16 protein-coding genes are annotated in these 21,643 nt (G+C 35.0%); 12 read left to right on the top strand and 4 right to left on the bottom strand.

What is annotated here, in order from left to right:
- Positions 1-37 precede the first annotated feature (37 nt).
- Positions 38-2,407: a GAF domain-containing protein gene (locus tag ALGA_RS17455; protein WP_096431366.1), complete on the bottom strand. Its 2,370-nt coding sequence runs from the start codon at positions 2,405-2,407 to the stop codon at positions 38-40.
- A gap of 216 nt (positions 2,408-2,623) precedes the next feature.
- A complete protein-coding gene (locus ALGA_RS17450; protein ID WP_162845477.1) occupies positions 2,624-3,262 on the bottom strand; it encodes an FMN-dependent NADH-azoreductase in 639 nt (212 codons plus the stop codon).
- A gap of 410 nt (positions 3,263-3,672) precedes the next feature.
- Here ALGA_RS17450 and ALGA_RS17445 point away from each other — a divergent pair, with 410 nt between their 5' ends.
- The 8 genes from ALGA_RS17445 to ALGA_RS17410 all read left to right on the top strand — a co-directional run bounded on the left by ALGA_RS17445 (position 3,673) and on the right by ALGA_RS17410 (position 14,039).
- Complete coding sequence (locus ALGA_RS17445; protein ID WP_096431362.1) at positions 3,673-4,125, top strand: DsrE family protein; 453 nt, start codon at positions 3,673-3,675, stop codon at positions 4,123-4,125.
- Positions 4,126-4,275: 150 nt separating this feature from the next.
- A complete protein-coding gene (locus ALGA_RS17440; protein WP_096431360.1) occupies positions 4,276-8,619 on the top strand; it encodes a CusA/CzcA family heavy metal efflux RND transporter in 4,344 nt (1,447 codons plus the stop codon).
- An 11-nt stretch (positions 8,620-8,630) separates the two neighbouring features.
- Positions 8,631-9,755, top strand: coding sequence for an efflux RND transporter periplasmic adaptor subunit (locus ALGA_RS17435; RefSeq protein WP_096431358.1), 1,125 nt, complete (start codon positions 8,631-8,633; stop codon positions 9,753-9,755).
- An 82-nt stretch (positions 9,756-9,837) separates the two neighbouring features.
- A complete protein-coding gene (locus ALGA_RS17430; protein WP_096431356.1) occupies positions 9,838-10,464 on the top strand; it encodes a methyltransferase family protein in 627 nt (208 codons plus the stop codon).
- Between the two features lie 3 nt (positions 10,465-10,467).
- A complete protein-coding gene (locus tag ALGA_RS17425) occupies positions 10,468-11,355 on the top strand; it encodes a LysR substrate-binding domain-containing protein (RefSeq protein ID WP_096431354.1) in 888 nt (295 codons plus the stop codon).
- Between the two features lie 76 nt (positions 11,356-11,431).
- Positions 11,432-12,361 (top strand): YeiH family protein, encoded by a 930-nt coding sequence (locus tag ALGA_RS17420; protein ID WP_162845476.1) that lies wholly within the window; start codon positions 11,432-11,434, stop codon positions 12,359-12,361.
- Positions 12,362-12,363: 2 nt separating this feature from the next.
- On the top strand, positions 12,364-13,083 hold the full coding sequence (locus ALGA_RS17415) for a sulfite exporter TauE/SafE family protein (protein WP_096431350.1): 720 nt from the start codon (positions 12,364-12,366) through the stop codon (positions 13,081-13,083).
- Positions 13,084-13,532: 449 nt separating this feature from the next.
- Positions 13,533-14,039 carry a transcriptional regulator gene (locus tag ALGA_RS17410; protein WP_145957665.1) on the top strand — a complete coding sequence of 169 codons (507 nt, stop codon included), beginning with the start codon at positions 13,533-13,535 and terminating at the stop codon, positions 14,037-14,039.
- Between the two features lie 94 nt (positions 14,040-14,133).
- Here ALGA_RS17410 and ALGA_RS17405 read toward each other — a convergent pair whose 3' ends face one another.
- Entirely contained in the window at positions 14,134-15,303 is a 1,170-nt protein-coding gene (locus ALGA_RS17405) for a hypothetical protein (RefSeq protein ID WP_096431346.1), read from the bottom strand.
- Between the two features lie 203 nt (positions 15,304-15,506).
- Here ALGA_RS17405 and ALGA_RS17400 point away from each other — a divergent pair, with 203 nt between their 5' ends.
- From ALGA_RS17400 to ALGA_RS17385, 4 genes are all read left to right on the top strand, one after another.
- A complete protein-coding gene (locus tag ALGA_RS17400; protein WP_096431344.1) occupies positions 15,507-16,622 on the top strand; it encodes an aminotransferase class I/II-fold pyridoxal phosphate-dependent enzyme in 1,116 nt (371 codons plus the stop codon).
- Positions 16,623-16,952: 330 nt separating this feature from the next.
- Positions 16,953-18,284: a cytochrome ubiquinol oxidase subunit I gene (locus ALGA_RS17395; RefSeq protein ID WP_096431342.1), complete on the top strand. Its 1,332-nt coding sequence runs from the start codon at positions 16,953-16,955 to the stop codon at positions 18,282-18,284.
- Positions 18,285-18,286: 2 nt separating this feature from the next.
- On the top strand, positions 18,287-19,360 hold the full coding sequence (cydB, locus tag ALGA_RS17390) for a cytochrome d ubiquinol oxidase subunit II (RefSeq protein ID WP_096431340.1): 1,074 nt from the start codon (positions 18,287-18,289) through the stop codon (positions 19,358-19,360).
- Between the two features lie 16 nt (positions 19,361-19,376).
- Positions 19,377-19,688: a hypothetical protein gene (locus ALGA_RS17385; RefSeq protein WP_096431338.1), complete on the top strand. Its 312-nt coding sequence runs from the start codon at positions 19,377-19,379 to the stop codon at positions 19,686-19,688.
- A 183-nt stretch (positions 19,689-19,871) separates the two neighbouring features.
- On the opposite strand, the gene ALGA_RS17380 is transcribed toward ALGA_RS17385, so the two are convergent.
- Positions 19,872-21,368 carry a potassium/proton antiporter gene (locus ALGA_RS17380; RefSeq protein ID WP_096431336.1) on the bottom strand — a complete coding sequence of 499 codons (1,497 nt, stop codon included), beginning with the start codon at positions 21,366-21,368 and terminating at the stop codon, positions 19,872-19,874.
- Between the last annotated feature and the right edge of the window lie 275 nt (positions 21,369-21,643).

Raw genomic sequence — 21,643 nt, 5'->3', positions numbered from 1 at the left:
TCTAATTTGATATCAATACTATAGTAAACACTTAAAGCTAATCATTCAATTTTAATGCCTTTGCAACAGCAAGAACTTCTTTGGGTTGTATTCCATGTTTAATCTGCACTCTTAGCGCCCTTAAACCATATACTCCTTGTAAATCTTCAAGAACCAAATGTTCTATATTGTCTTCAAAATAGCCCTTTGCAACTAAATACTCCAGATATCTCTGATACTCTAACATCTCAGATTCCTGACTAAATATTACCGCTAACATTCCGGGTTGAGTAAGACGCTCGCTGGTTCCTTTTATGACAGCTTTATCAATTCTTTTCTTAATAATCTCATATCTAATATTATAAGCACCATCTACATCGAATTTTTTTTCATCTTGTCTGAATCTAATTGCTAAAGGCTGGCTATGTACTAAAATTAAACCAGCTGTTTCCAATTCAATCGGCAATGAACTTTTTAAAGCATCTGTTTTTCTAGCTAACTCGGCACTTACAATTAATTGCCACAATCGTAAATTCTTTAAATAAATACGATCAAATGTTTTTTGTGCAGAAATACTTTGCCCAATGTAAATATTATGCTCTACACCATCTGTACGATACTTCTCAAAATAATGGGGAAACATTTTTTGCGCATTTTCTTCTTCTTTTTCAAGATAAGAAGTTACACAATCATTGATCATCCCCAAACTATCTTCAAAATCTTTTCTTCGTTTGTATACGATATTTAATTCCGGATCGATATTTCTATCATATTCGGAAATAGCTTCGGTTAAGGCAGTACTATTTTCCTTAAAATGTGGAAACAATGTTTCTACATCATAGCGAATAAAATTTAGTACATTCATTTCATCTCCTGAAGATAATCCCTTTTGAATTCCTTCGGTAAAATAATCAATCTTGTAAATAAGCTGATCGTAAATAGGCATTTTACGGTCCAAAAAGGCTTGTTTCAATACATTGCGAGCCAATTCCAATTGTTCTACTAAATCGTCCTGAATGGTTTGATTTCGAATAATCGAAGAATGACGAACGTCAATAGCTCCATATAAAGGATGTACTTCCTTGAACACAATTTCTTCCATCTGTGCCAATTCATCAACTTCTTTTTTCGCTAGCAATTTTCCCGCTGCCTGCTGAAACCGCCACTCAACACTATGATGTATAGCCGTACATTCTTCTTTTATAATTGCCTCAATTCTATTCTTTAATTCTTCACTTGTACGCTGAACAGCTATTGAAAAAACCGGAATAATATCTTTTATTATCCTTAGTTTGGTGAAATTGATATCAAATGCCTTTGTTGAGCCTAATTCCATCATTCCCACCAACTCGCCATCGTAATGAAGAGGAATAATACTAATATTTTTAATGCCTTGATTTAGCAACTCTTGTTCTACAGGCTTTAAATCGGTTTTTTTGGAAAGATCATTAATTAAAACGACAGAACCCGAGAGAGCAGCATCTTCATAAATTGTTCCTCGATACGCTTCGCATTTATACTTAGCAGGATCAATAAATCCATGCCAAAAATCAGACGGATTTTCAACATTCCCTTGAGTAATTCCCATAGCAAGAACACCTAAATTCAAATTTGGCAAAGCTAATAAGGAACGAATATTTTGTTCAAGAGCATCAAAATTACTCCTGTTGATAATTGAAGCTTTCTCTAATAATTGAGATTTCAATGATGAAATAACCTCAATTTGAGTCACATCAATATATCTAAATGACATCAGTCCACAAAATGTAAAATTATCCAAAGGAAGAGTTTCTAACCAAAAATCCATATTCAGAGGATCATTAATCATATTATGAATATCATCTTTAGATACAGATGGCAATTCCCCGTCGTGGGTAATTTCAATACAAGACTTGTTAAACTCAAGTTTATAGTATTTCACCAGACCGTTCAACTTATCCGTCATTCGATACATGAACAGATAATCCATATCTAAATGAAAGTCATAAAATTTAGGAAGGATCATTAAGTAAGCATACACCAACTTGGTGAAAGTCTTGTAACAGCTATCCTGAATCTTCTGCTCAACCATCTCAATTTCAATATCTTCATTCTCATAAACCCCAAGGTAATTGGGGGTGAAGTAAAAATTTTGATCATCGAAAGGGCTTGCTACTACGCCAATATCATTATTATATTGAGAAGGAGTAAAAAAATAGGACATCATAACATGTATCTCATCCTTATACTTATCAACGTCCTTAATATTAAAATCTGGTTGCACCAAAACAGGATGCATCTCAATTAAATCCAAAATAATTTTTGCATGTAAATCAATACTCCCATCTATACCTCGCTCCTCTTTCAACTTATTAATTAATGGAAGAAAACTTAAAGATTTCCGGAAAGGAATTTGATCGATATTTAGTTTTAATTGATCCAACTTCATGATTCGGTTTTTGGTCTTGAATTTGCGAACTGCTAAAGTAGTGGTTTTTAAATAGACATAAAAATTAACAGCGTGGGATAGCAGACAATTAAAGGAAATTCATCATATTTATTACGTTCCAAGATATAAAATGCGGGAAGTATTTCCAAATGGAAGATCAACCCGCATAAAATTATTGGTTAAAAGGAGAATACTCTTATTATCCTCAATAGAAGATCAAAATTCAGAGGCTAAACCTATTGCTTTCTCAGATGCCAATTTTACAATTTCAGAAACTTTAGTTTGTCCCATTGCAATACCTTCAACAGGTACAAATTCCAATTCAGATATACCCGTAAATCCCAAAACTGTTTTTAAATATCTGTGTGAAAAATCCATTTCAACTGCAGCACCTTTGCTATAAATACCACCCGAGGCTTGAATATGAATAGCCTTCTTCCCCTTCATCAAGCCTTCTGGTCCATTTTCGGTGTAATGAAATGTTTTTCCAACCTGCAATATCACATCAATATAAGCTTTAAGTACAGGAGGAACTGAAAAATTCCACATTGGATTAACAAATGCGTATGAATCAGCTTCCATAAATTGTTCCAAAAGCTGATTTAACTTTCCAAGCTGTTGTTTTTGCTCCTGATCCAAATCACTGAAACTACCACCATTCTGCAACTTCGAAAAACCATCAAAAACTACTGCATTCAAAACAGGAACATCTGTTTTAAACAAATCAAGTTCTGTAACTTCGTGATCAGGATTTAGTATTTTGTATTGCTCAATAAAAGCTCTCCCTACCTTTAAGCTGTATGATTCATTTTCTCCTTTTGGATTTGCACTTACGTATAAAAATTTTGTACTCATCATCTACTATTTAAAAATTCAAAATTTAAGTTCTTTACTCTATCAGCAAAATTAGAATAATCATTCCTGCCTGTAAATGGATTAAATGCGGGTATTCTTGTACTATTTCCCTCTATTGCATTTCAAAAAAAAACTCAACTCCGAATAACAATTTTGTTGACAAACATATTTTTCATAAATTTCAATTAGAAACCTTAAATTTAATATAGTCGATTTACAGCAAAGACTATTTTCATTATATCTCATCTGAAACTGAAAGCATATCAAATTTCGTATGGAATATGTGAATTTATTCACTCATTACAATCTTTTGCTTACAACTACTGGTTCGATCCCAAAAAGCTGATTACATTACGGTTAAGTAAGATTTAAGGAAATAAACAGTCACTTTTAATCTGAAATTTACAGCTATGAAAAATTTTAGTCTTTTACTTTTTATGGGTTTATTGTTACTATCATGCAATCAAGCCCCAAACCAACAGCAAAGCATAGTAAAAACAGAGTCTGTTAGAGATGGGGTTTTCATTCACATCACGGAAGGTTTCAGCGATCCTCATCGCGTGTTAATGCCTCTGAAAATGGCTGTTCTGATGGCCGACGATAAAGATGTAATTGTGTATATGGACATTCATGCAACTGAATTGTTGATGAAAGGTGCAAAAGATCTTGAATTTGCAGAATTCGAATCTCTTCAAACTTATATTAAACAATTAATTGATAAAAAAGTAAGCATTTATGCTTGTCCTACCTGTTTGAAAGTTGCTGGGTACGAATCAAGCGATCTCATTGCAGGAATTCAATTGGCTGAAAAAGAAAAATTCTTCAATTTCACTAAAGGTCGAATAATAACTCTTGACTACTAAGCATTTGCAGTACTCTTCTTTTCAATCATCATTTTTACATTCAAAAATAAACCAAGGTCACTTTGCAGTAACCTTCTTCACCCTAATCATAACTTAAGCCAAAATACACTATTACATAGTCTAAACAGTTCTACTTATAAGCCCACATACATGTTAGAAAAAATCATTAATTTTAGCATTCGAAACAAGTTAATCGTAATCTTGTTTACTCTTTCCATTGCCCTTTTCGGATCATATGCCATATTTAAAATCCCTATTGGTGCTGTTCCTGATATTACCAACAATCAGGTTCAGGTAATTACTACCTCTGGAAATCTTTCCACACAGGAAATAGAGCAATTCATTACCGCTCCTGTTGAGCTGGAAATGGCAAATCTCCCCGGAGTTGAAGAAATCAGATCCATTTCTAAATTTGGCTTATCAGTTGTTACTATTGTATTTAATGATGAAATTGGCACCTATCTTCCCCGCCAACTAATTGCCGAAAAAATTAAGGCAGCATCTGCGAATATTCCTGAAGGATTTGGTTCTCCTGAAATGGGACCAATAACCACAGGATTAGGCGAGATTTACCAATACATCCTGGATGTTAAACCTGGATTTGAAAATCAATATTCTGCAATGGATTTACGAACCGTTCAGGATTGGATTGTTAAAAGACAATTATCAGGTATATCAGGAGTGGTTGAAGTAAACAGCTGGGGTGGATTTTTAAAGCAATACGAAGTCGCAATTGATCCAACTCGATTGAGATCCATGGATCTAAACTTGATGGAAGTTTTTGAAGCTTTGCAAAACAACAACAGCATTTCCGGTGGTGCCTACATCGAAAAAACCAATCAGTCGTACTTTATCCGTGGCGACGGACAAGTAAAGTCCATTCAGGATATTAAAAACATAGTGGTTAAGAATAACCGTGGTATTCCAATTCTGGTTAAAGATATTGCCACAGTTCATTTTGGATATGCCAATCGTTTTGGTGCTATCACAGCTAACGGTCAGGGAGAAAAAGTTCTGGGTCAAGTCATGATGTTGAAAAATGCAAACTCTAAATTGGTGATTAATGAAGTAAAAGTAAGAGTTGCTGAAATTCAGAAAAATCTGCCCGAAGGTGTTTTTATTAATCCAATATTGGAACGAAGTGAATTAATAGACAAAACTACTACCACGGTAGTGGAAAATTTGGTCTTGGGTTGCCTGATTGTAATGCTGATCGTATTTGTATTGCTTGGAAATATAAGGTCCGCATTGGTTATTGCTTCTATGATTCCTTTGGCGCTTCTCTTCACACTTTCCTTGATGTATATTTTTGGTATTGATGCCAATTTAATGAGTTTGGGAGCTCTCGACTTTGGAATTATAATTGATGGAGCCGTTATCATTGTGGAATACATTGCCATTCGGATCAATGCTAAAACAGATGAATACAATCAATCAAACAAAGAAGAACAGAAAACGCTTATTGATAAAATCACCTTTACAGGAGCATCAAAAATGATGAATTCTGCCATTTTTGGGCAAATAATTATTCTTATTGTCTTTATCCCGATCCTATCTCTGCAAGGAGTGGAAGGCAAAATGTTTAGACCCATGGCACTCTCGTTTAGTTTTGCGATAATTGGTGCTATGATATTAGGTTTCACATGGCTTCCTGTTGCCTCTTCCCTCTTCTTGAAACCTGAAAAGAAAGGCAAATGGAATCTTGCAGATAAAATCATGAATTTAACCTATCGATCGTATACTCCAGTTATGAAATGGTCTTGCGGTCACAAGAAATTCGTTTTAGGAGCCTCGCTGGCAGCACTTATTTTTACAGGTGTTTTGTTCTCGAAAATGGGCGGTGAATTTGTTCCTACACTGGATGAAGGTGATTTTGTGATTCAACCTGTTCTAAAAACCGGTACTTCTCTATCCAAAACGGTTGAAATGTGCACTCAAATGGAAAATATTCTAATCGATCGCTTTCCCGAAGTAGATCAAATTGTTTGCCGTATTGGAGCAGCCGAAGTTCCGACAGATCCTATGTCGATGGAAGAAATAGATATGATCATTAAATTAAATCCCCGACACGAATGGACGTCCGCAAAAAGCAAGGAAGAACTTGCTGATCTGTTTAAAGAAGCTCTATCGATAATCCCCGGTATTGACTATGAGTTTACCCAACCAATAGAAATGCGTTTTAACGAGTTAATTACGGGTGTTCGCGCTGATATTGCCATCAAAATATTTGGTGAAGATTTGACGTATTTAAATGAAAAAGCTAATGAAATAAAGAAATTAATTGAAGATGTGCCGGGTGCCGCTGATATTGTTATCGAAAAAACAGAAGGATTGCCACAAATGAGTGTAATCTACAAGCGCAATAAAATTGCTCATTACGGATTGGATATGCAAACACTGAACTCCTATTTGGCTATGGCTTTTGGCGGAGAATCAAGTGGCAGTGTTTTCGAAGGTGAAAAACGATTTGATTTGGTCGTTCGACTTCAGAAAGAAAGTCGGATGGACATCGAAAACATTCAACAATTAATGATTCCTCTGCCAAATGGAAATCAAATTCCGATGAATGAATTGGCTGACATTTCTTTCTCGGAAGGTCCTGCAAAAATTTCCCGCGAAAATACACATCGTATGATGTCGGTTAGCGTGAATGTTAGAAATCGTGATCTTCAATCAGTCGTTGAAGACATACAAAGTAAAATTGATGGTATAATTAAATTAGAGCCAGGGAATTACATTGTTTATGGCGGTCAGTTTGAAAATCTAAAAAATGCGAGTAAGCGTTTACTTTTTGCTGTTCCGCTTGCCTTACTTCTAATCTTTATCTTCCTGCACTTTGCATTTGGATCGTTTAAAGATGCAGTCATGATCTTTACGGCAGTTCCCTTATCGACCGTTGGTGGAGTTCTTTTTTTATGGATCAGAGGAATGCCTTTTAGTGTATCCGCAGGAATAGGCTTTATTGCCCTTTTTGGTATTGCTGTTTTAAATGGAATTGTATTGATTGAACATCTAAAAGATTTGCAGGAAAAAGGAATGACCAGCATGCGGGAATTGATACTTACCGGCACAAAAGATCGGCTTCGCCCGGTAATGCTAACAGCAGCAGCTGCAGCAATGGGATTCTTACCAATGGCTATTTCAACTGGTGCTGGCGCAGAAGTACAACGCCCTCTGGCAACTGTGGTTATTGGTGGCCTCATCACCTCTACCATGCTTACGATGATTGCCTTGCCCTTACTTTTTGAAATTTTCTACAATGTAATTGGAATCAAATTCAGACCCCTTCGGTTCATCCGATCGAAATCTGCAATTACCGGCATCCTAATTGCCTTTTTATCGCTTACAGCAACAGCACAAACGAAGGAATTGAGTCTTGAAAATGCAATTGAAATTGCTATGGATAATAATAAGCAACTTCAAGCTTTCGAACTTACAGTAAAACAAAGTGAAGCTTTAAAAGCAAGTGCTTTCTCTGTAGACAAAACATTGTTCTACTATGGTTATGATCAAAATAACATTGCGGAAAATGGTCATCCGCTCAAAATTTTTGGTATTGAACAAAACTTCAGTTTCCCTAGTGTTTATACTTCACAATCGAAAGTGAATAAAAGAAATGTATCCATTGCAGAAACCAACTATTATCGACAGAAACAAATGGTTTCCAAAGATGTATCTCAAGCATATAATCAAATACTATATCTGCAAAACAAACAGACAATATTTTTCAAAATAGACTCTTTGTATGCCAATTTCAGAAAAAGTGCTGAGCTAAGATTTGAAAAAGGAGATATCAGCCAAATAGATCTTTTAAATGCCAAAGCCAAACAACAACAAGTGACAATGGACATCCAACAACTGAAACACAATCTGGATATTGCCAATCAAAAATTGAATGCAATTTTACAAAATGATAGTGCATTTACAGTTCCAATGCTGGAGTTGAAAAGGATTCCTGTTGAGAACAATCTTGTTGAATCCAGTTCCGATTTACAAATCATGAAACTGCAATGCGAACAACAATATGCCTTACTTGGTTTGGAGAAAAACAAGCTTCTACCCGATATATCACTTGGTTATTACCGGGGAAGCAATAACTATTCTAACGCTCAAACCTACCAAGGTTTTCAAATTGGATTAGCAGTCCCATTATTTTTCGGAGAACAAAAAGCACGAATTAAAGCAAACAAAATTGCTTTGGACATCGATCAAAACATGCGAAATGATTTTCTAATTAACCGGAAAGCAAAACAGGAAGAATTACGAATAGAGTTACTTAAATTTGAAGAATCTCTCCAAAACTATGAAGATTCAGGTCGAAATTTGAGTGACGAAATCATAAGAATAGCTCAGAAATCGTATCAAATGGGAGAACTGGACTTTTTCCAGTTTGTTGTAAGCATCGAAAATGCACTAAATCTGACCCTAAATTATCTCGATAATCTTGCTCAGTACAATAATCTTGCTCTTGAAGCCAACTATCTAAATAAATAAAAACAAATATCATGAAAAGCTATATCCTACTCGCCTATATTCTATTTACAATGTTTGTTTTTGCATGCAAACCAAAAGCTCCTCCTGCTAATCCCATCATAGATGAGAGCGAACAATTGATTCCGATTTCCCAGCAGCAGTTCATCTCAGAGAAAATGGAAATTGGTGCGGTGACTACACAGTGCTTTGAGGATTTAATCTTATGCAACGGGTCCATTTCAGCACCTCCAAATGGAATTGCCAATATAAGCACACCTGTTTCCGGTATTGTAAAGAGTATTCATTTCACAACTGGAGATTATGTGAAGAAAGGTCAGATATTGTGTCAAATTGAATCCAATGATTTGATTAGCCTTCAGCAGGATTTCGCAGAAACTTCAGCACAACTATCTAATAGTAAAGCTGACTATGAAAGAAACAAAGCTCTGTATAATGAAAAAATTGGCGCAGAAAAAAACCTTATTTCCTCTGAAAGCACTTACAAAGCAACAAAGGCAAAATATGAGAGTTTAGAGTTGAAATTAAAGATTCTCCACCTCAACACGAATAAAATAAAAGAAGGAGATTTTTATTCTTCTCTTTCATTAACAGCCCCAATAGATGGCTATATCACCAATTACAATCTGATTCTTGGTGAATTTGCCGAACAACAAAAGTCCTTAATTGAAATTGTGAACACCAATCAACTCCAAGTTCAAATTTCAGTATTCGAAAAGGACATTCAAAAGCTAAAAATAGGACAGATTCTGCATTTTAAAACCCTAAGTGATTCTGAAAAAATACATACAGCACATTTGAGTGCAATTGGAAAAGGAATTGATCCGGAAACTAAAACCATTCTCTGCTTAGCTAAAATTGAAGAAGAGGCAAAAGGAAAATTATACAACGGTTCATTCATCGAAGCAGAAATAATTACAAATAAAAAAGATGCAGAGGCACTTCCTAGCCATGCAATTCTTAAATCAGGCCCCGACCGATATGTTTTTGTAATTGATAAAAGTGATGCACAGAACTATTATTTACGTAAGGAAAAAATAATTATTGGTGCAGAAACAAAAGGCTTTACGGAAATTGTAGGTTCTCAAAACCTGGTTAAGGTTCTCACTGAAGGAGCTTACAATATTTCCCTTGAATAGGTAAAAAGACTTTTTTTCGATGTATACTATTAGAAAGTAAGAAATAGTTCTCTTTCAAACAGAATCTATTTCTTACTTTTACATGATGATCGCAACACAATATATTCTTCTCTCTCTGCTTTTAGTGCTTTGGTGCTTTTTTCACAGCAGTTTAATTTCAAACCGTTTCCTGTGCTACATAGAGCCCAAAATGGGTAAACACTTCCGAACATACAGGATACTATACAATCTATTTTCACTGATTACATTCTCACCACTAATTTTGTATTCTTATTCATTAAAAAGTGAACTTATTTTTGACTGGTCGGGATATTTTCAAATTGCCCATATACTGATCTTACTAACTTGCTTTTTTCTGTTTTTTGCAGGCTCGAAATCATACGATCTATTGTCTTTTTTCGGCTTTCGCCAGATTCAACAATCAGAACATCATAAAACAATGTCTGATGATGGAAATTTAAGCACTGTAGGAATTCTCAGCATCATTCGTCATCCGTGGTATACTGCAACTTTTCTATTCATTTGGTCCAGAAATCTAGATATCGCTGCACTAATTGTAAATGTAATATTCAGCATTTATCTGATTGTTGGTTGCTATCTGGAAGAAAAAAAGTTAGTTCATGAATACGGAGAGGAATATCAAATTTACCAGCAAAATGTATCAATGTTATTTCCCTGGAAATGGTTGAAAACAAAACTAATTGGATAAAATATGGATTATCGGGACGAAGTATTTATTGCTGTAGCAGAAAACCTAAATTTCTCGAAAGCAGCCGAAGAACTATTCATTAGTCAACCTGCAGTTACCAAACACATTAAGGAGCTGGAAAGTAAATTAGCCACCGCCCTTTTCGAACGAAAAGGAAACAAGGTTTACCTAACCAAGTCGGGCAAATTAGTATATCGTAGCCTTAAACAAATCAAACAACAGTACCGCGACTTGGAATACGAATTGGGCAGATTGAACGAAGCATTTAATGGCTCTTTACGGATTGGTGCCAGCTCGACAATCTCACAATACATTATTCCTAAAGTTATAGCTGCTTTTCATAAACGTTACCCTAAAATTGATCTTTATTTGTTGAATGGGAACTCTTTTGAGATGGAACAAAAATTACTCGATAATGAAATTGATTTGGCTTTGGTAGAGAACGATTCGTCGAGATCGAACATCAAGTATATCGATTTTCTCGACGATGAAATTGTTGTTGTAACTGGCAGTAATAGCGTTTATTCTAAAAAGAAGGTTTTATCCCTCACTGATCTTCAATCCTTACCCATAGTTCTTCGAGAAAAAGGATCTGGAACTCTCGAAGTAATATATAAATCATTAGCTAAGCAGAATGTGTTTATCGACAAGCTTAATATATTCATTCATTTAGGAAGTACCGAAGCGATCAAGAATTTTTTATGCGAATTTGATGGTATAGCACTTGTTTCAGAAAAGGCCATTGAAAAAGAATTGAGGCTAAAAGAAATTACAAAACTGGATTTAAAAGGGATGCGTTTAAATCGAAAATTTAGAATTGCACTTATGCAGGGACATGAGGTTTCAGCGACGAAACTCTTTATGGAATTTCTTTCCAATTATAACTTTTAGTTATTACTAATAATAATTGAGTATTTGCTTTGACTATAGGTTGAGCGTATGTTTGTCGTAAATAAATATGACAAACATGAAATTAAATCAAAAACAGATTCGCATTGTTTACAACTGTTTGCTATGCCTTTGTTTTATGCCTTTTATCTCGCCAGCTATTGCATTAGGAATGGGAATTGTTCTTTCGTTTCTGGGATTTAAGCAAGAGGCATTTTCAAAATACACTTCTTTTTCCTTACAAGCCTCAATTGTATTGATGGGTTTTGGAATGAATTTAACTCAAGTAATAAGTACCTCCAAATCGGGTTTTATCGATACAGCGATATCTGTTTGTGTAGTGATGACTAGTGGTTTATTGCTTGGAAAATTATTGAAGGTCGATTCAAAAATTAGTCTTCTGATTGCCTCGGGCACGGCTATTTGTGGGGGAAGTGCGATTGCTGCGATTGCACCGGTAGCAGGTGCTAAAAATTCACAAATCTCATTTTCTCTGATTGTAATTTTTGTATTGAATGCGATTGCTTTGTTGATATTTCCTGCAATTGGACATTATTTCAACATGAGCCAAGAAACCTTTGGATATTGGGCAGCCATTGCAATTCACGACACGAGTTCTGTTGTAGGAGCAGGTGCAACTTATGGTGCTAAGGCTCTTGAAATAGCGACAACGGTAAAACTAATCAGAGCCTTGTGGATTATTCCATTATCTATTGTTGTTGCTCTTTTTCAAAAGGATAAGAGTATGGGAAAACTAAAATTTCCATGGTTTATTGGTCTTTTTATTATCAGTATTCTGATCCGCTATTTCTGTCCTAGTTTGGACGAAACCTTTTCTCATTTTAAATGGTTGGGAAGCAGAGGTATGGTTGTTGCCCTATTTTTAATTGGTTCCAACTTATCTCTTACTGAAGCAAAACAAGCAGGCTTTAAAAGTTTTGCTCTGGGTATTTTACTTTGGTTGCTGATTGGTATTGGCTCGTTTCTTTTACTTACTTCAAATGTGTAACTATGATGCTTTATTTCTGGATTATTTTGATTGTATCAGTAGCAAGTTTAATTAAAGGAATTACTGGCTTCGGGTTTGCATTAGTTGCGCTACCTCCATTGTTAATATGGTATTCGCCTAAAGAAATAATTCCAGTATTAATCCTTTGTAATTTATTTGCTTCACTGGTTATCGTATTACAAAAGAAGGATAGAAAATTGGTGAATAAGAAATTTCAATCACTTATTTTCTTTGGAGCCATATTTACACTGGTTGGTGTTTTAACATTAAAGTATATATCAGAAAATATCTTAATTACCATTATGAGTATTTTCTTTATTTTATTATCTATTTTATCCCTTTTAGGGATTCGATATACAATTAAATTATCCGATTGGTCTTATCGAATAGCAGGTATGTTCCTTGGTTTTTTAACAGGAAGTATTTCCATAAGTGGACCACCTTTAGCTCTATTTCTGCATTCAGCAAATGTAGATAAGGAAGAATTTAGAGAGATATTTTCGTGGTTTAGTATAGTGACTGCATTTATAGCTCTCGTGGGCTATGGTGTTCTAGGACTCTTAACTGTGGCAACTTTTAAAATGGGATTTCTATTTCTTCCCATACTTTATCTTGGTTCATTTATTGGGAAAAGATTAAATCATTGTATTTCACCATTTTTATTTAAAAATATAAGTGTGTTTATTACTTTGCTTTCCAGTCTGTTTTTACTTCTGAAATAGGTGGATTTCAGCAAACAAATCTTAATTTTCCATCAATCCTGTCCTAAAGGTTTTTTCACCATAATTATCGCAACCTACGAGTCTATCGAACTTAAAAATTTTGAGATTTCCATATTCAAGTGGTAAAATTTATAATGCCGGTGTATTTAGGGATTGATAATCACTTGACATTTTGAAGAGTAGAACTACTAAAACAGATGAAATCAATTAATAGGAAAGCGAAATGGCAAGTCAACAAGCACAATACTCAAAAACTTCAGTAAGCCTCATTAATTAATATTGATGAAAATTTCTTTGCAGATACAACATAAAACTACACTTATGTGAATCAAATCAGAACACACAACATTGCCTTCTAATATTTTGAAATTATCATAAAATTTCGTAACTTAGATAGAACTATTCAAATCGGATATAAATCAAATGATTTTGATGATAAAAAAATAGCAATGGAAACAGACATCACACATACAAATGAGCGGTTTAGTGTACTGAGCGAATCAAGTGATTTTTTAAATTTGATACTAAATAATATTAGTTCGTGCATTATGCTTTTGGATAAGGATCTTAAATTACGGGCTTATAACGACCCATTACTAAGCATATTTTCCAATAAAAAGAATGAAAATTTAATGTATCGGAAATGTGGTGAAGTAATCGGTTGTGCGTATCAAATAGATGAACAAAAACTATGTGGTGATACCAGTATGTGCAGAACATGCGAATTACGAATCTCTGCACTTAACTCTTACGTAAGTGATAAGGCTATTTTTAATGAGAAAATCACGAAGCCTTTTTTTAATTTCGAAGGCGTAAAGGTTGACAAACATTTACAGTTTTCGACACGCATATTTCCCTATCAAAAAGAAAAATACATCATCATGATTCTGGAAGACATAACAGAATTAGTTTCTGTCAAAGAAAAAATGGATCATCTTATAACGGATCATTCCTAAAAAGGAAAGACTACTGCTCTCAAATAAAAACAGACTAATTTTAATTGAAAAAAGGAACATCATGACGGTGTTCCTTTTTCTTATTTTGAATCATTTATATCAATTCAATTCCCAATAAACCACATGCTAATTGTAGCTTCTCGAGCTGATTACCCTGTAAAATCAGATGATGATTTCCCAAAGGATTTTCTTTTAATTTAGTAATTGCAGATAGAGGAAGTTTAACCTCAATTTGCGTGCGACATGCTGTTGCGTATCTCGGACGATCCAAAACCTCGCCTCTGGTGATAAAAGCCTTGTTTAATTCTCCATTAAAACGAAAAACAGTAATATCATTATAGCGATACATGCCTTGAATTGCCGTTCCCAAACCTGTTTCAAAATGAGTAGTCACCTCGTAATTAGATAATAATTTGGTGCCTATTGTACAATGAGCAAACAGAGTCGCTTCCTCTGATATTTTAGCCACGTTTGCCATCCAGGGAATTGAACCTGAAATTTCTTTCGCAAACATCATTCCCACAATACTGGCTAAATCGCCTTCACAACCAGCAGGCACTTCCTGATCATTTAATAATGACAAAGCCAAACATGCTGTTACCGATTTCTGACGCACCAATGGAAAACACTCTACTGTTATTGCATCCAATTTTTCCCTTTTGATACAATCATTTAGGATGTTATAAATTTTAGATGCGTTAATTTTTTCTTCCTCATTATTATATTCAAATTCTCCCAGAAAGTCAGCATTGGTTTCAGCATCCTCAAAGCTGCATAGGCTTTTCCAATCAATTTGTTTCAAATTGATACCCAACTTACTCATCAAGACGTTCTTCTCAACACTTGAAGCAATCAGCCAATCGGACACATTGCCAATTAATCCAACTTGCTTTCCCTTTAAAGCTTCAATAGCCGAAGCTACTTCAAGGTAACGAGACATATACGCCTTCATCTCTTCGGGATTCGAAAGCAATACAGAACCTATCCCTTCGCGATTCATCCATGCTTTAATTTCCAATGCCGCCGCATTCGAATTATCCAATTCATTCGACAGAATAATATAGAACTTCCCCTTTTCAACCAATTGAGTTGTAGCATACTCGCTCCCACCACTCAAAACGAATAAGATGTTTGCGTCATCATCCACAAATTGAAATTGATCAGAAAATTCCGGAAGCATATTTGAAAGTCTTTTCTTTCCCAGATCAAGGTATTTGGCATCAGCCTCTTTAAAAGCCAAAATTTTTACTCGTAATTGAATCATTAGAATAGTTTATAGTTTTGATTTGTTTCAACGGATTTGAATGGCGTTCAAAAGTACAAATTATATGATATTATAGAAACAGGAAGCACGTGATCGACACAAAAATCCATTTGTCCATGTTAGGATATTTTACAACACATCACATCTATTGAACTAGTCCTTTTTAATATTTACATTGATTGTGCAAATACTAACAACTAATTATGAAAATCAATCATTTTAAACTCGAAAGATATTTTGCCAAACATGAATTTACTGCAAAATACTTACTTTCTAGTTCCGACTGCGATGGATATGAACTAAAGTATGTGCTTGATGGCGCCTCGGCTAAGGAACTGGCATTATGGGAAAACATGAAACTTGGCTACACCGAAAGTGAGGGCAATCCACTTCTTAGAAAAATCATATCAACCAACTACAAGAAACAATCCATTGATAACATTGTAGTTGCAACACCTGGAGAGCTAAATTTCATTAGTATGAATGTTCTCCTCGATTCTTCTGATCATGTAATAACGGTTGCTCCCTGTTATCAATCTTTATACGAAGTTGTAAAATCAATTGGATGTGAACTTTCTAATTGGTATCCAAGCCAAGATGATTGGACTTTTGATACAAAAAAACTAGAGCAACTAATAAAGCCAAATACGAAACTTATTATCCTCAATTTCCCTCACAATCCGACAGGAAGTTACCTATCATTAGATCAACTGAATGAGATTATTAGAATCGCAAGAGAGAAGAACATTTACATTTTTTCGGATGAAATGTACCATAAGTTAATGGTAAGTGAACTCCCGGAATTGCCTCCTTTATGTGATCTGTACGAGAAAGGCATAAGCCTTTGGGGTGCATCTAAAACTTTCGGGTTAGCGGGTTTACGAACAGGTTGGTTGGTCAGCCAGGATAAAGAGTTTCTTGCACGTGTAGTTTCTTACAAGGACTATTTAAGCATATGCAATAGTGCTCCAAGTGAAGTATTAACAATTATGGCATTGAATCATATGGATCGCCTCATACTACCTAACCTAAAGAAGGTAAAACGAAATATTGCCTTGTTTGCAGAATTTGCTGAAAATCAGAAGGTAATAGAAAACTTTGTACCTCCACGTGCAGGAACAACATCATTTGTAAAATTGAATATTGAGTGTTCATCATTAGAATTTAGCGAGCATTTGGTTAAAGAAACCGGTATCATGACTGTTCCTGCTGAAATGTTTGAGTACGAAGGCAAATACATCAGAGTTGGCTTTGGAAGAGAGAATTTCCCTGAAATGCTGGAAATTTTAGGAGGATACTTCAAGAAATTTTACGTGTAATTAGAAATATTGAAAAAACGAACCAAAGAAAGAGGTTCATGACTAGCGCCTGAATCTCTTTTTAGTTAATATGAATTAAAATAACTTCTCCAATAATCCATCACCAATATTCCCTTTTACATTATTATGCATTGTAAAAATTGATTTACCAACAATCTAACAAGCCTCATTTCAAACAATTACATTTTGCACTAAATCACGACCAGCTCTTTTACTAGAATATAAGCAATACATATACAAGAGAGATAATTCACAAAACGAAAAAATATCATTTTCCCGTTGCAATAAAACGGATAAAAACTCTTATTTTTAACGTTTAAAAATAAGAATATGGATGACATGATATTTTATGATAGATTGCAGTTCGCATTTACTATCACATTTCACTATATATTTCCACAATTAACAATGGGACTATCTTTAATGATTGTCTATTTTAAATGGAAATATTTAAGAACTAAACTTGAAAGGTATAACAATGCAGCAAAATTCTTCATGAAGATTTTTGCCATTAATTTTACCATGGGTGTTGTAACTGGAATTCCAATGGAGTTTCAATTTGGTACTAATTGGGCTAAATTCTCGGAACTTACGGGAGGAATTATCGGGCAAACCTTAGCGATGGAAGGTCTGTTTTCATTTTTTCTCGAATCTTCTTTTTTGGCACTTTTCATTTTTGGTGAAAAGCTAATGGGGCAAAAGCTACACTTTCTAACAGGGTTTTTAGTCTTTTTAGGTTCCTGGGCCAGTGGCTATTTTATTTTAGCGACTAACTCCTGGATGCAAAATCCTGTTGGATATGAAATTTTAGAGAATGGGAAGTACGTACTAACTAATTTCTCAGCCCTATTCAGCAATCCGTGGTTGATACCAGCCTTCCTGCACAATCAATTTGCATCTGTTGTAACCTCATCCTTTGTTGTTGCCGCTATAGGTGCATTTTATGTATTGCGCAATAAGAATCTGGAATACGGAAAGTTATTTTTAAAGACAGGTGTTATTTTCGGTTTTGTTTCGAGCATGCTGGTGGCTGTCCCAACGGGCGATTGGAACGCTAAAAATGTAGCCAAATTCCAACCGGCCGCCTTTGCTGCCATGGAAGGGATTTTTGAAACCGAAGAGGCAGGTGCCGAAATCGTACTTATTGGTCAACCTAATATGGTTGAAAAAAAGATAGACAACAAAATTGCCGTTCCCAACATCTTAAGTTTTCTGACTTATCAGGATTGGAACAAGCAAATTCCTGGAATGGATCAATTTACAAAAGAAGAATTACCCGATAATATTCCTGCTCTCTACTACTCCTATCATATTATGGTAGGATTAGGCACTATTTTTATTGGATTAATGGGCTTGGCACTATTATTTTTATGGAGAAGAAAACTCTATACAATGAATACTTTGCTTTGGGGCATCATGTTTGCATTCCCTTTTCCGTATATCGCAAACATAACCGGATGGTATGTAGCCGAACTGGGACGACAACCCTATTTGGTATATGGTTTATTAAAAACCGTTGATGGAATCTCACCAACCGTTTCATCAGGAAATACTTTATTCACCCTATTGGGATTTGTTGGTTTATATATGCTTCTGGGCTTACTGTTCCTGGTCTTGGTTGGTAAAACAATTCATAAAGGACCTGAAACTCAAACACATTAATTATGGAATTATTTTGGTACACAATGATAGCTATTGTTTTAGCTGTATTCTTCATATTGGACGGTTACGATTTCGGGACAGGAATTATTCATTTGTTTTTTGCTAAAAAGGAAAAAGACAAAGAGGTAATTGCAAAGGCCGCAGGGCTTTTCTGGGACTCGAATGAAGTATGGCTGGTAGCCGCAGGTGGATTGCTGTTTATGGCTTTCCCAACCTTTTATGCCTCTGTTTTTAGTGGTTTTTATCTCCCTTTAATCATTGTTTTGTGGTTTATTATTTTCAGAGCAATAGGATTGGAGTTACGAAGCCAATTTAACTTTCAGATGTGGAAAGATATTTGGGATAAATCCTTTGGTGTTTCGAGCCTACTGCTAACACTGTTTTTTGGTATTGCACTGGGCAATGTTGTTAGAGGTGTAAACTTGGGCGGTGTTGAAAATGGAGTTTCGGCTTACGAAGCACATTATTTTTTCTTACCCTTATGGAACAGCAGTTTTAGCCCTGAGGGCACTCATCCGGGGGTTATTGATTGGTTCACAATTGTGATAGGAATAATTGCCGTTGTCACCTTATCCATTCATGGTGCCAACTGGATCATCTTAAAAACCGAGTCGTCAATCAATGAAAAATTAAAGTCGGTAGTTTTTAAACTAAATATTGCGCTTTTACTACTTACTATTTTCTCAGTATCCATTTGGCACATCATTAAGCCACAACCATTTTCTAATTTTATAGAAAGTCCACTTCTGTTCATTTTTCCGATGATCTATCTTAGCGGATTGTTTGGCACTTTTTTAGTTAAAAAATTCAAGAAAGATGTTTATGCCTTTGCTTGCTCGTCGCTGATTATTGTTGGCGGAATAACTTCTTCATTGGCATCTATGTTTCCTGTAATTTTGCCTTCAACCAATAGTGTAAACGAGTCTTTAACCATTTACAACACCGCTGCATCGGAATATGGTTTGTCGGTTGCTTTAGGCTGGGGAATTGTTGGTTTTGCACTTCTTCTTGTTTACTTTATTGTTCAGAAAAGATTGATGGGAGGAAAAGTTGATAAGATGGATTACGGACACTAATATTTCCAGCTAATTTATGACAGATACACTGATTTCTTTACTAAGCATTATTATTGGAATAATTGGAGCTAACAGCAGCAGTCTATTCTTCAAAAAATATTCCTTTGGACTAATTGGAAATACCATTGCCGGAGTATTCGGCAGTGTTTTTTTCATTAAATCAATTGGCCGATTAGGTTTTTCACCCCAAGCTATCATGCAAACCGGTAGTGTGAATTTTAATTTGTTTGTGATAAATTCGGTGGTATCATTTTGTGGTGGTCTTGTTGCCTTGATTTTATTGAGCAAGCTGGCAACAAAATTCAATAAATCTGATAAAATTAACTAATCGGAACCACTTCCGAACGATTTTATCATGTAATTACTATATCCAAACTTTCAATCACAGCAAAGCCTACAAAATAAACTCCCTCTAGATTGTAAAATTTATAATTACGACTCGTACTCTAATTTATTATTCTTATTTACCAACTACACAATTGTCCAATAGCAGGGTTTGGCTGCCTTGCTTTTATTCTTTGTCTAGTCTATTTTTTTTTGCTTTATTTCGCTTGGAAAGGCACTCATTTACTTTTACATAATCTTCCTCACTATCTGCAAGGACCATTAGAATGTCATTTACTTTAATACCTGTAGAACCACCTGGGCGAATATATTCTTTATCACGTTTTATCATTATAATGAATGCGGATTTTGGAAAATTCAAATCAACAATTCGTTTGTTTACTGAAAAAAAGTCTGGTAAAATCACAAATTCCTGCAAAGTAGATTTCGGCAGGTCTAAAATAAGTTGGTCTATTTCGGTAATCTTTTTTGATTTTCCAGGTAGAACCACTTTTAACCATTTTGCAAAGATTGATAAAGTTGTCCCCTGAATTAGAACTGATGTAACCGAAATAAAAAACACGATATTGAAAATCATATTTGCCTTCTCAATTCCCGCCAAAAGTGGATAAGTTGCAAATACAATTGGAACACCACCCCGCAAGCCTACCCAAGAAATATAAAATCGTCTTCTTAGTTTCATTTTGAAAAAGATTAAGCTAATAAAAACGCTTATAGGGCGAGCAACTACTATCAAGAACAATGAAATAAGTAGTCCAATGCCGACATAGGGACTTATTTGGGATGGGAAAACCAGTAGACCTAAAGTAAGGAACAAGACAATTTGCATCAACCAAGCCAAACCGTCATACATTTTTAAAATTGTTTTTTTGTGTATTAGGTCTTGATTTCCTAAGTACACCGCACAAATGTATATTGCAAGAAAGCCGTTACCACCGACAAAATCAGTTGCCGAAAAGGTGATGAACATCAGAGCAATAACCAAAACAGGATATAGCCCTTCAAAGTCAAGCTTGATTTTGTTGATGATGAATTTACTCAGCATTCCAAATGCAAAACCTGCGATAGCCCCAAAAATCATTTGCTGAAAAAATAAGGAGATAATTGAAACAATACTTTGGTCTTGGTTAATTACTAAAGATAAAAAGGCAATAGTTAGCACATATGCCATTGGGTCGTTACTTCCACTTTCTAATTCTAATGTTGGTCTTAGATTTGTTTTTAGTGCGAGACTTTTTGAACGTAAAATTGAGAACACGGCCGCTGCGTCTGTTGATGAAACAATGGAGCCTAAAAGCATACTTTCATAAATAGTAAAATCGGTAATAAACCAAACAAATGTACCAAGTGAAAGAGCTGTCAGTAAAACACCTAAGGTTGATAAAATAATTCCCTCTTTGAGAATGGGTTTTAAGGAATTCCAATTGGTGTCGAGCCCCCCTGAAAACAAAATAAAATTAAGTGAAACAATACCTATGAGTTGTGCAATTTTGGGGTCGTCAAAAAGGATGCCTCCTATGCCATCAGAACCGGCCAACATTCCTATTGCCAGGAAGAGGATTAAAGTCGGAACACCAAATTTATAAGTTGTCTTACCTACAATAATACTAATGAAAAGTAATATAGAACCAACTAATAGTATGTTTTCAATCGTTAAATTCATTCTTTTGTTTTTCTTAAATCTGTCTGCATAAAAATACTACTTCTTACTTGTCAAGTTGTAAGATAGTTCTGGTATTGTCAAACGAAAACAAGTTAAATTACAGGATGTCATTTGGGAAGTCGGTTGGCATTGCAGCCAACAGCAGTCTGTCTAAAAACTAATCAAACTGCTCAATTAAGTTTTAAACATATCTCAAAATACCCAAAACTTTCGATAAAAGCATAAAAAACAAAATCCCAGCCTTCTGGCCGGGATGTAGTTCAATGCCGATGCAA

It is taken from the genome of Labilibaculum antarcticum (assembly GCF_002356295.1).
GTDB classification, from domain to species: Bacteria; Bacteroidota; Bacteroidia; order Bacteroidales; family Marinifilaceae; genus Labilibaculum; species Labilibaculum antarcticum.
The sequence above is the reverse complement of the archived record's forward strand: the minus strand, read 5'-3'. Positions and strand labels throughout refer to the sequence as shown.

Coding starts and splice junctions, on each gene's coding strand:
- ALGA_RS17435 (WP_096431358.1), top strand. CDS start 8,631: ATGAAAAGCTATATCCTACTCGCCTATATTCTATTTACAATGTTTGTT.
- ALGA_RS17405 (WP_096431346.1), bottom strand. CDS start 15,303: ATGATTCAATTACGAGTAAAAATTTTGGCTTTTAAAGAGGCTGATGCC.
- ALGA_RS17430 (WP_096431356.1), top strand. CDS start 9,838: ATGATGATCGCAACACAATATATTCTTCTCTCTCTGCTTTTAGTGCTT.
- ALGA_RS17445 (WP_096431362.1), top strand. CDS start 3,673: ATGAAAAATTTTAGTCTTTTACTTTTTATGGGTTTATTGTTACTATCA.
- cydB (WP_096431340.1), top strand. CDS start 18,287: ATGGAATTATTTTGGTACACAATGATAGCTATTGTTTTAGCTGTATTC.
- ALGA_RS17450 (WP_162845477.1), bottom strand. CDS start 3,262: ATGAGTACAAAATTTTTATACGTAAGTGCAAATCCAAAAGGAGAAAAT.
- ALGA_RS17395 (WP_096431342.1), top strand. CDS start 16,953: ATGGATGACATGATATTTTATGATAGATTGCAGTTCGCATTTACTATC.
- ALGA_RS17385 (WP_096431338.1), top strand. CDS start 19,377: ATGACAGATACACTGATTTCTTTACTAAGCATTATTATTGGAATAATT.
- ALGA_RS17420 (WP_162845476.1), top strand. CDS start 11,432: ATGAAATTAAATCAAAAACAGATTCGCATTGTTTACAACTGTTTGCTA.
- ALGA_RS17455 (WP_096431366.1), bottom strand. CDS start 2,407: ATGAAGTTGGATCAATTAAAACTAAATATCGATCAAATTCCTTTCCGG.
- ALGA_RS17440 (WP_096431360.1), top strand. CDS start 4,276: ATGTTAGAAAAAATCATTAATTTTAGCATTCGAAACAAGTTAATCGTA.
- ALGA_RS17380 (WP_096431336.1), bottom strand. CDS start 21,368: ATGAATTTAACGATTGAAAACATACTATTAGTTGGTTCTATATTACTT.
- ALGA_RS17410 (WP_145957665.1), top strand. CDS start 13,533: ATGGAAACAGACATCACACATACAAATGAGCGGTTTAGTGTACTGAGC.
- ALGA_RS17400 (WP_096431344.1), top strand. CDS start 15,507: ATGAAAATCAATCATTTTAAACTCGAAAGATATTTTGCCAAACATGAA.
- ALGA_RS17425 (WP_096431354.1), top strand. CDS start 10,468: ATGGATTATCGGGACGAAGTATTTATTGCTGTAGCAGAAAACCTAAAT.
- ALGA_RS17415 (WP_096431350.1), top strand. CDS start 12,364: ATGATGCTTTATTTCTGGATTATTTTGATTGTATCAGTAGCAAGTTTA.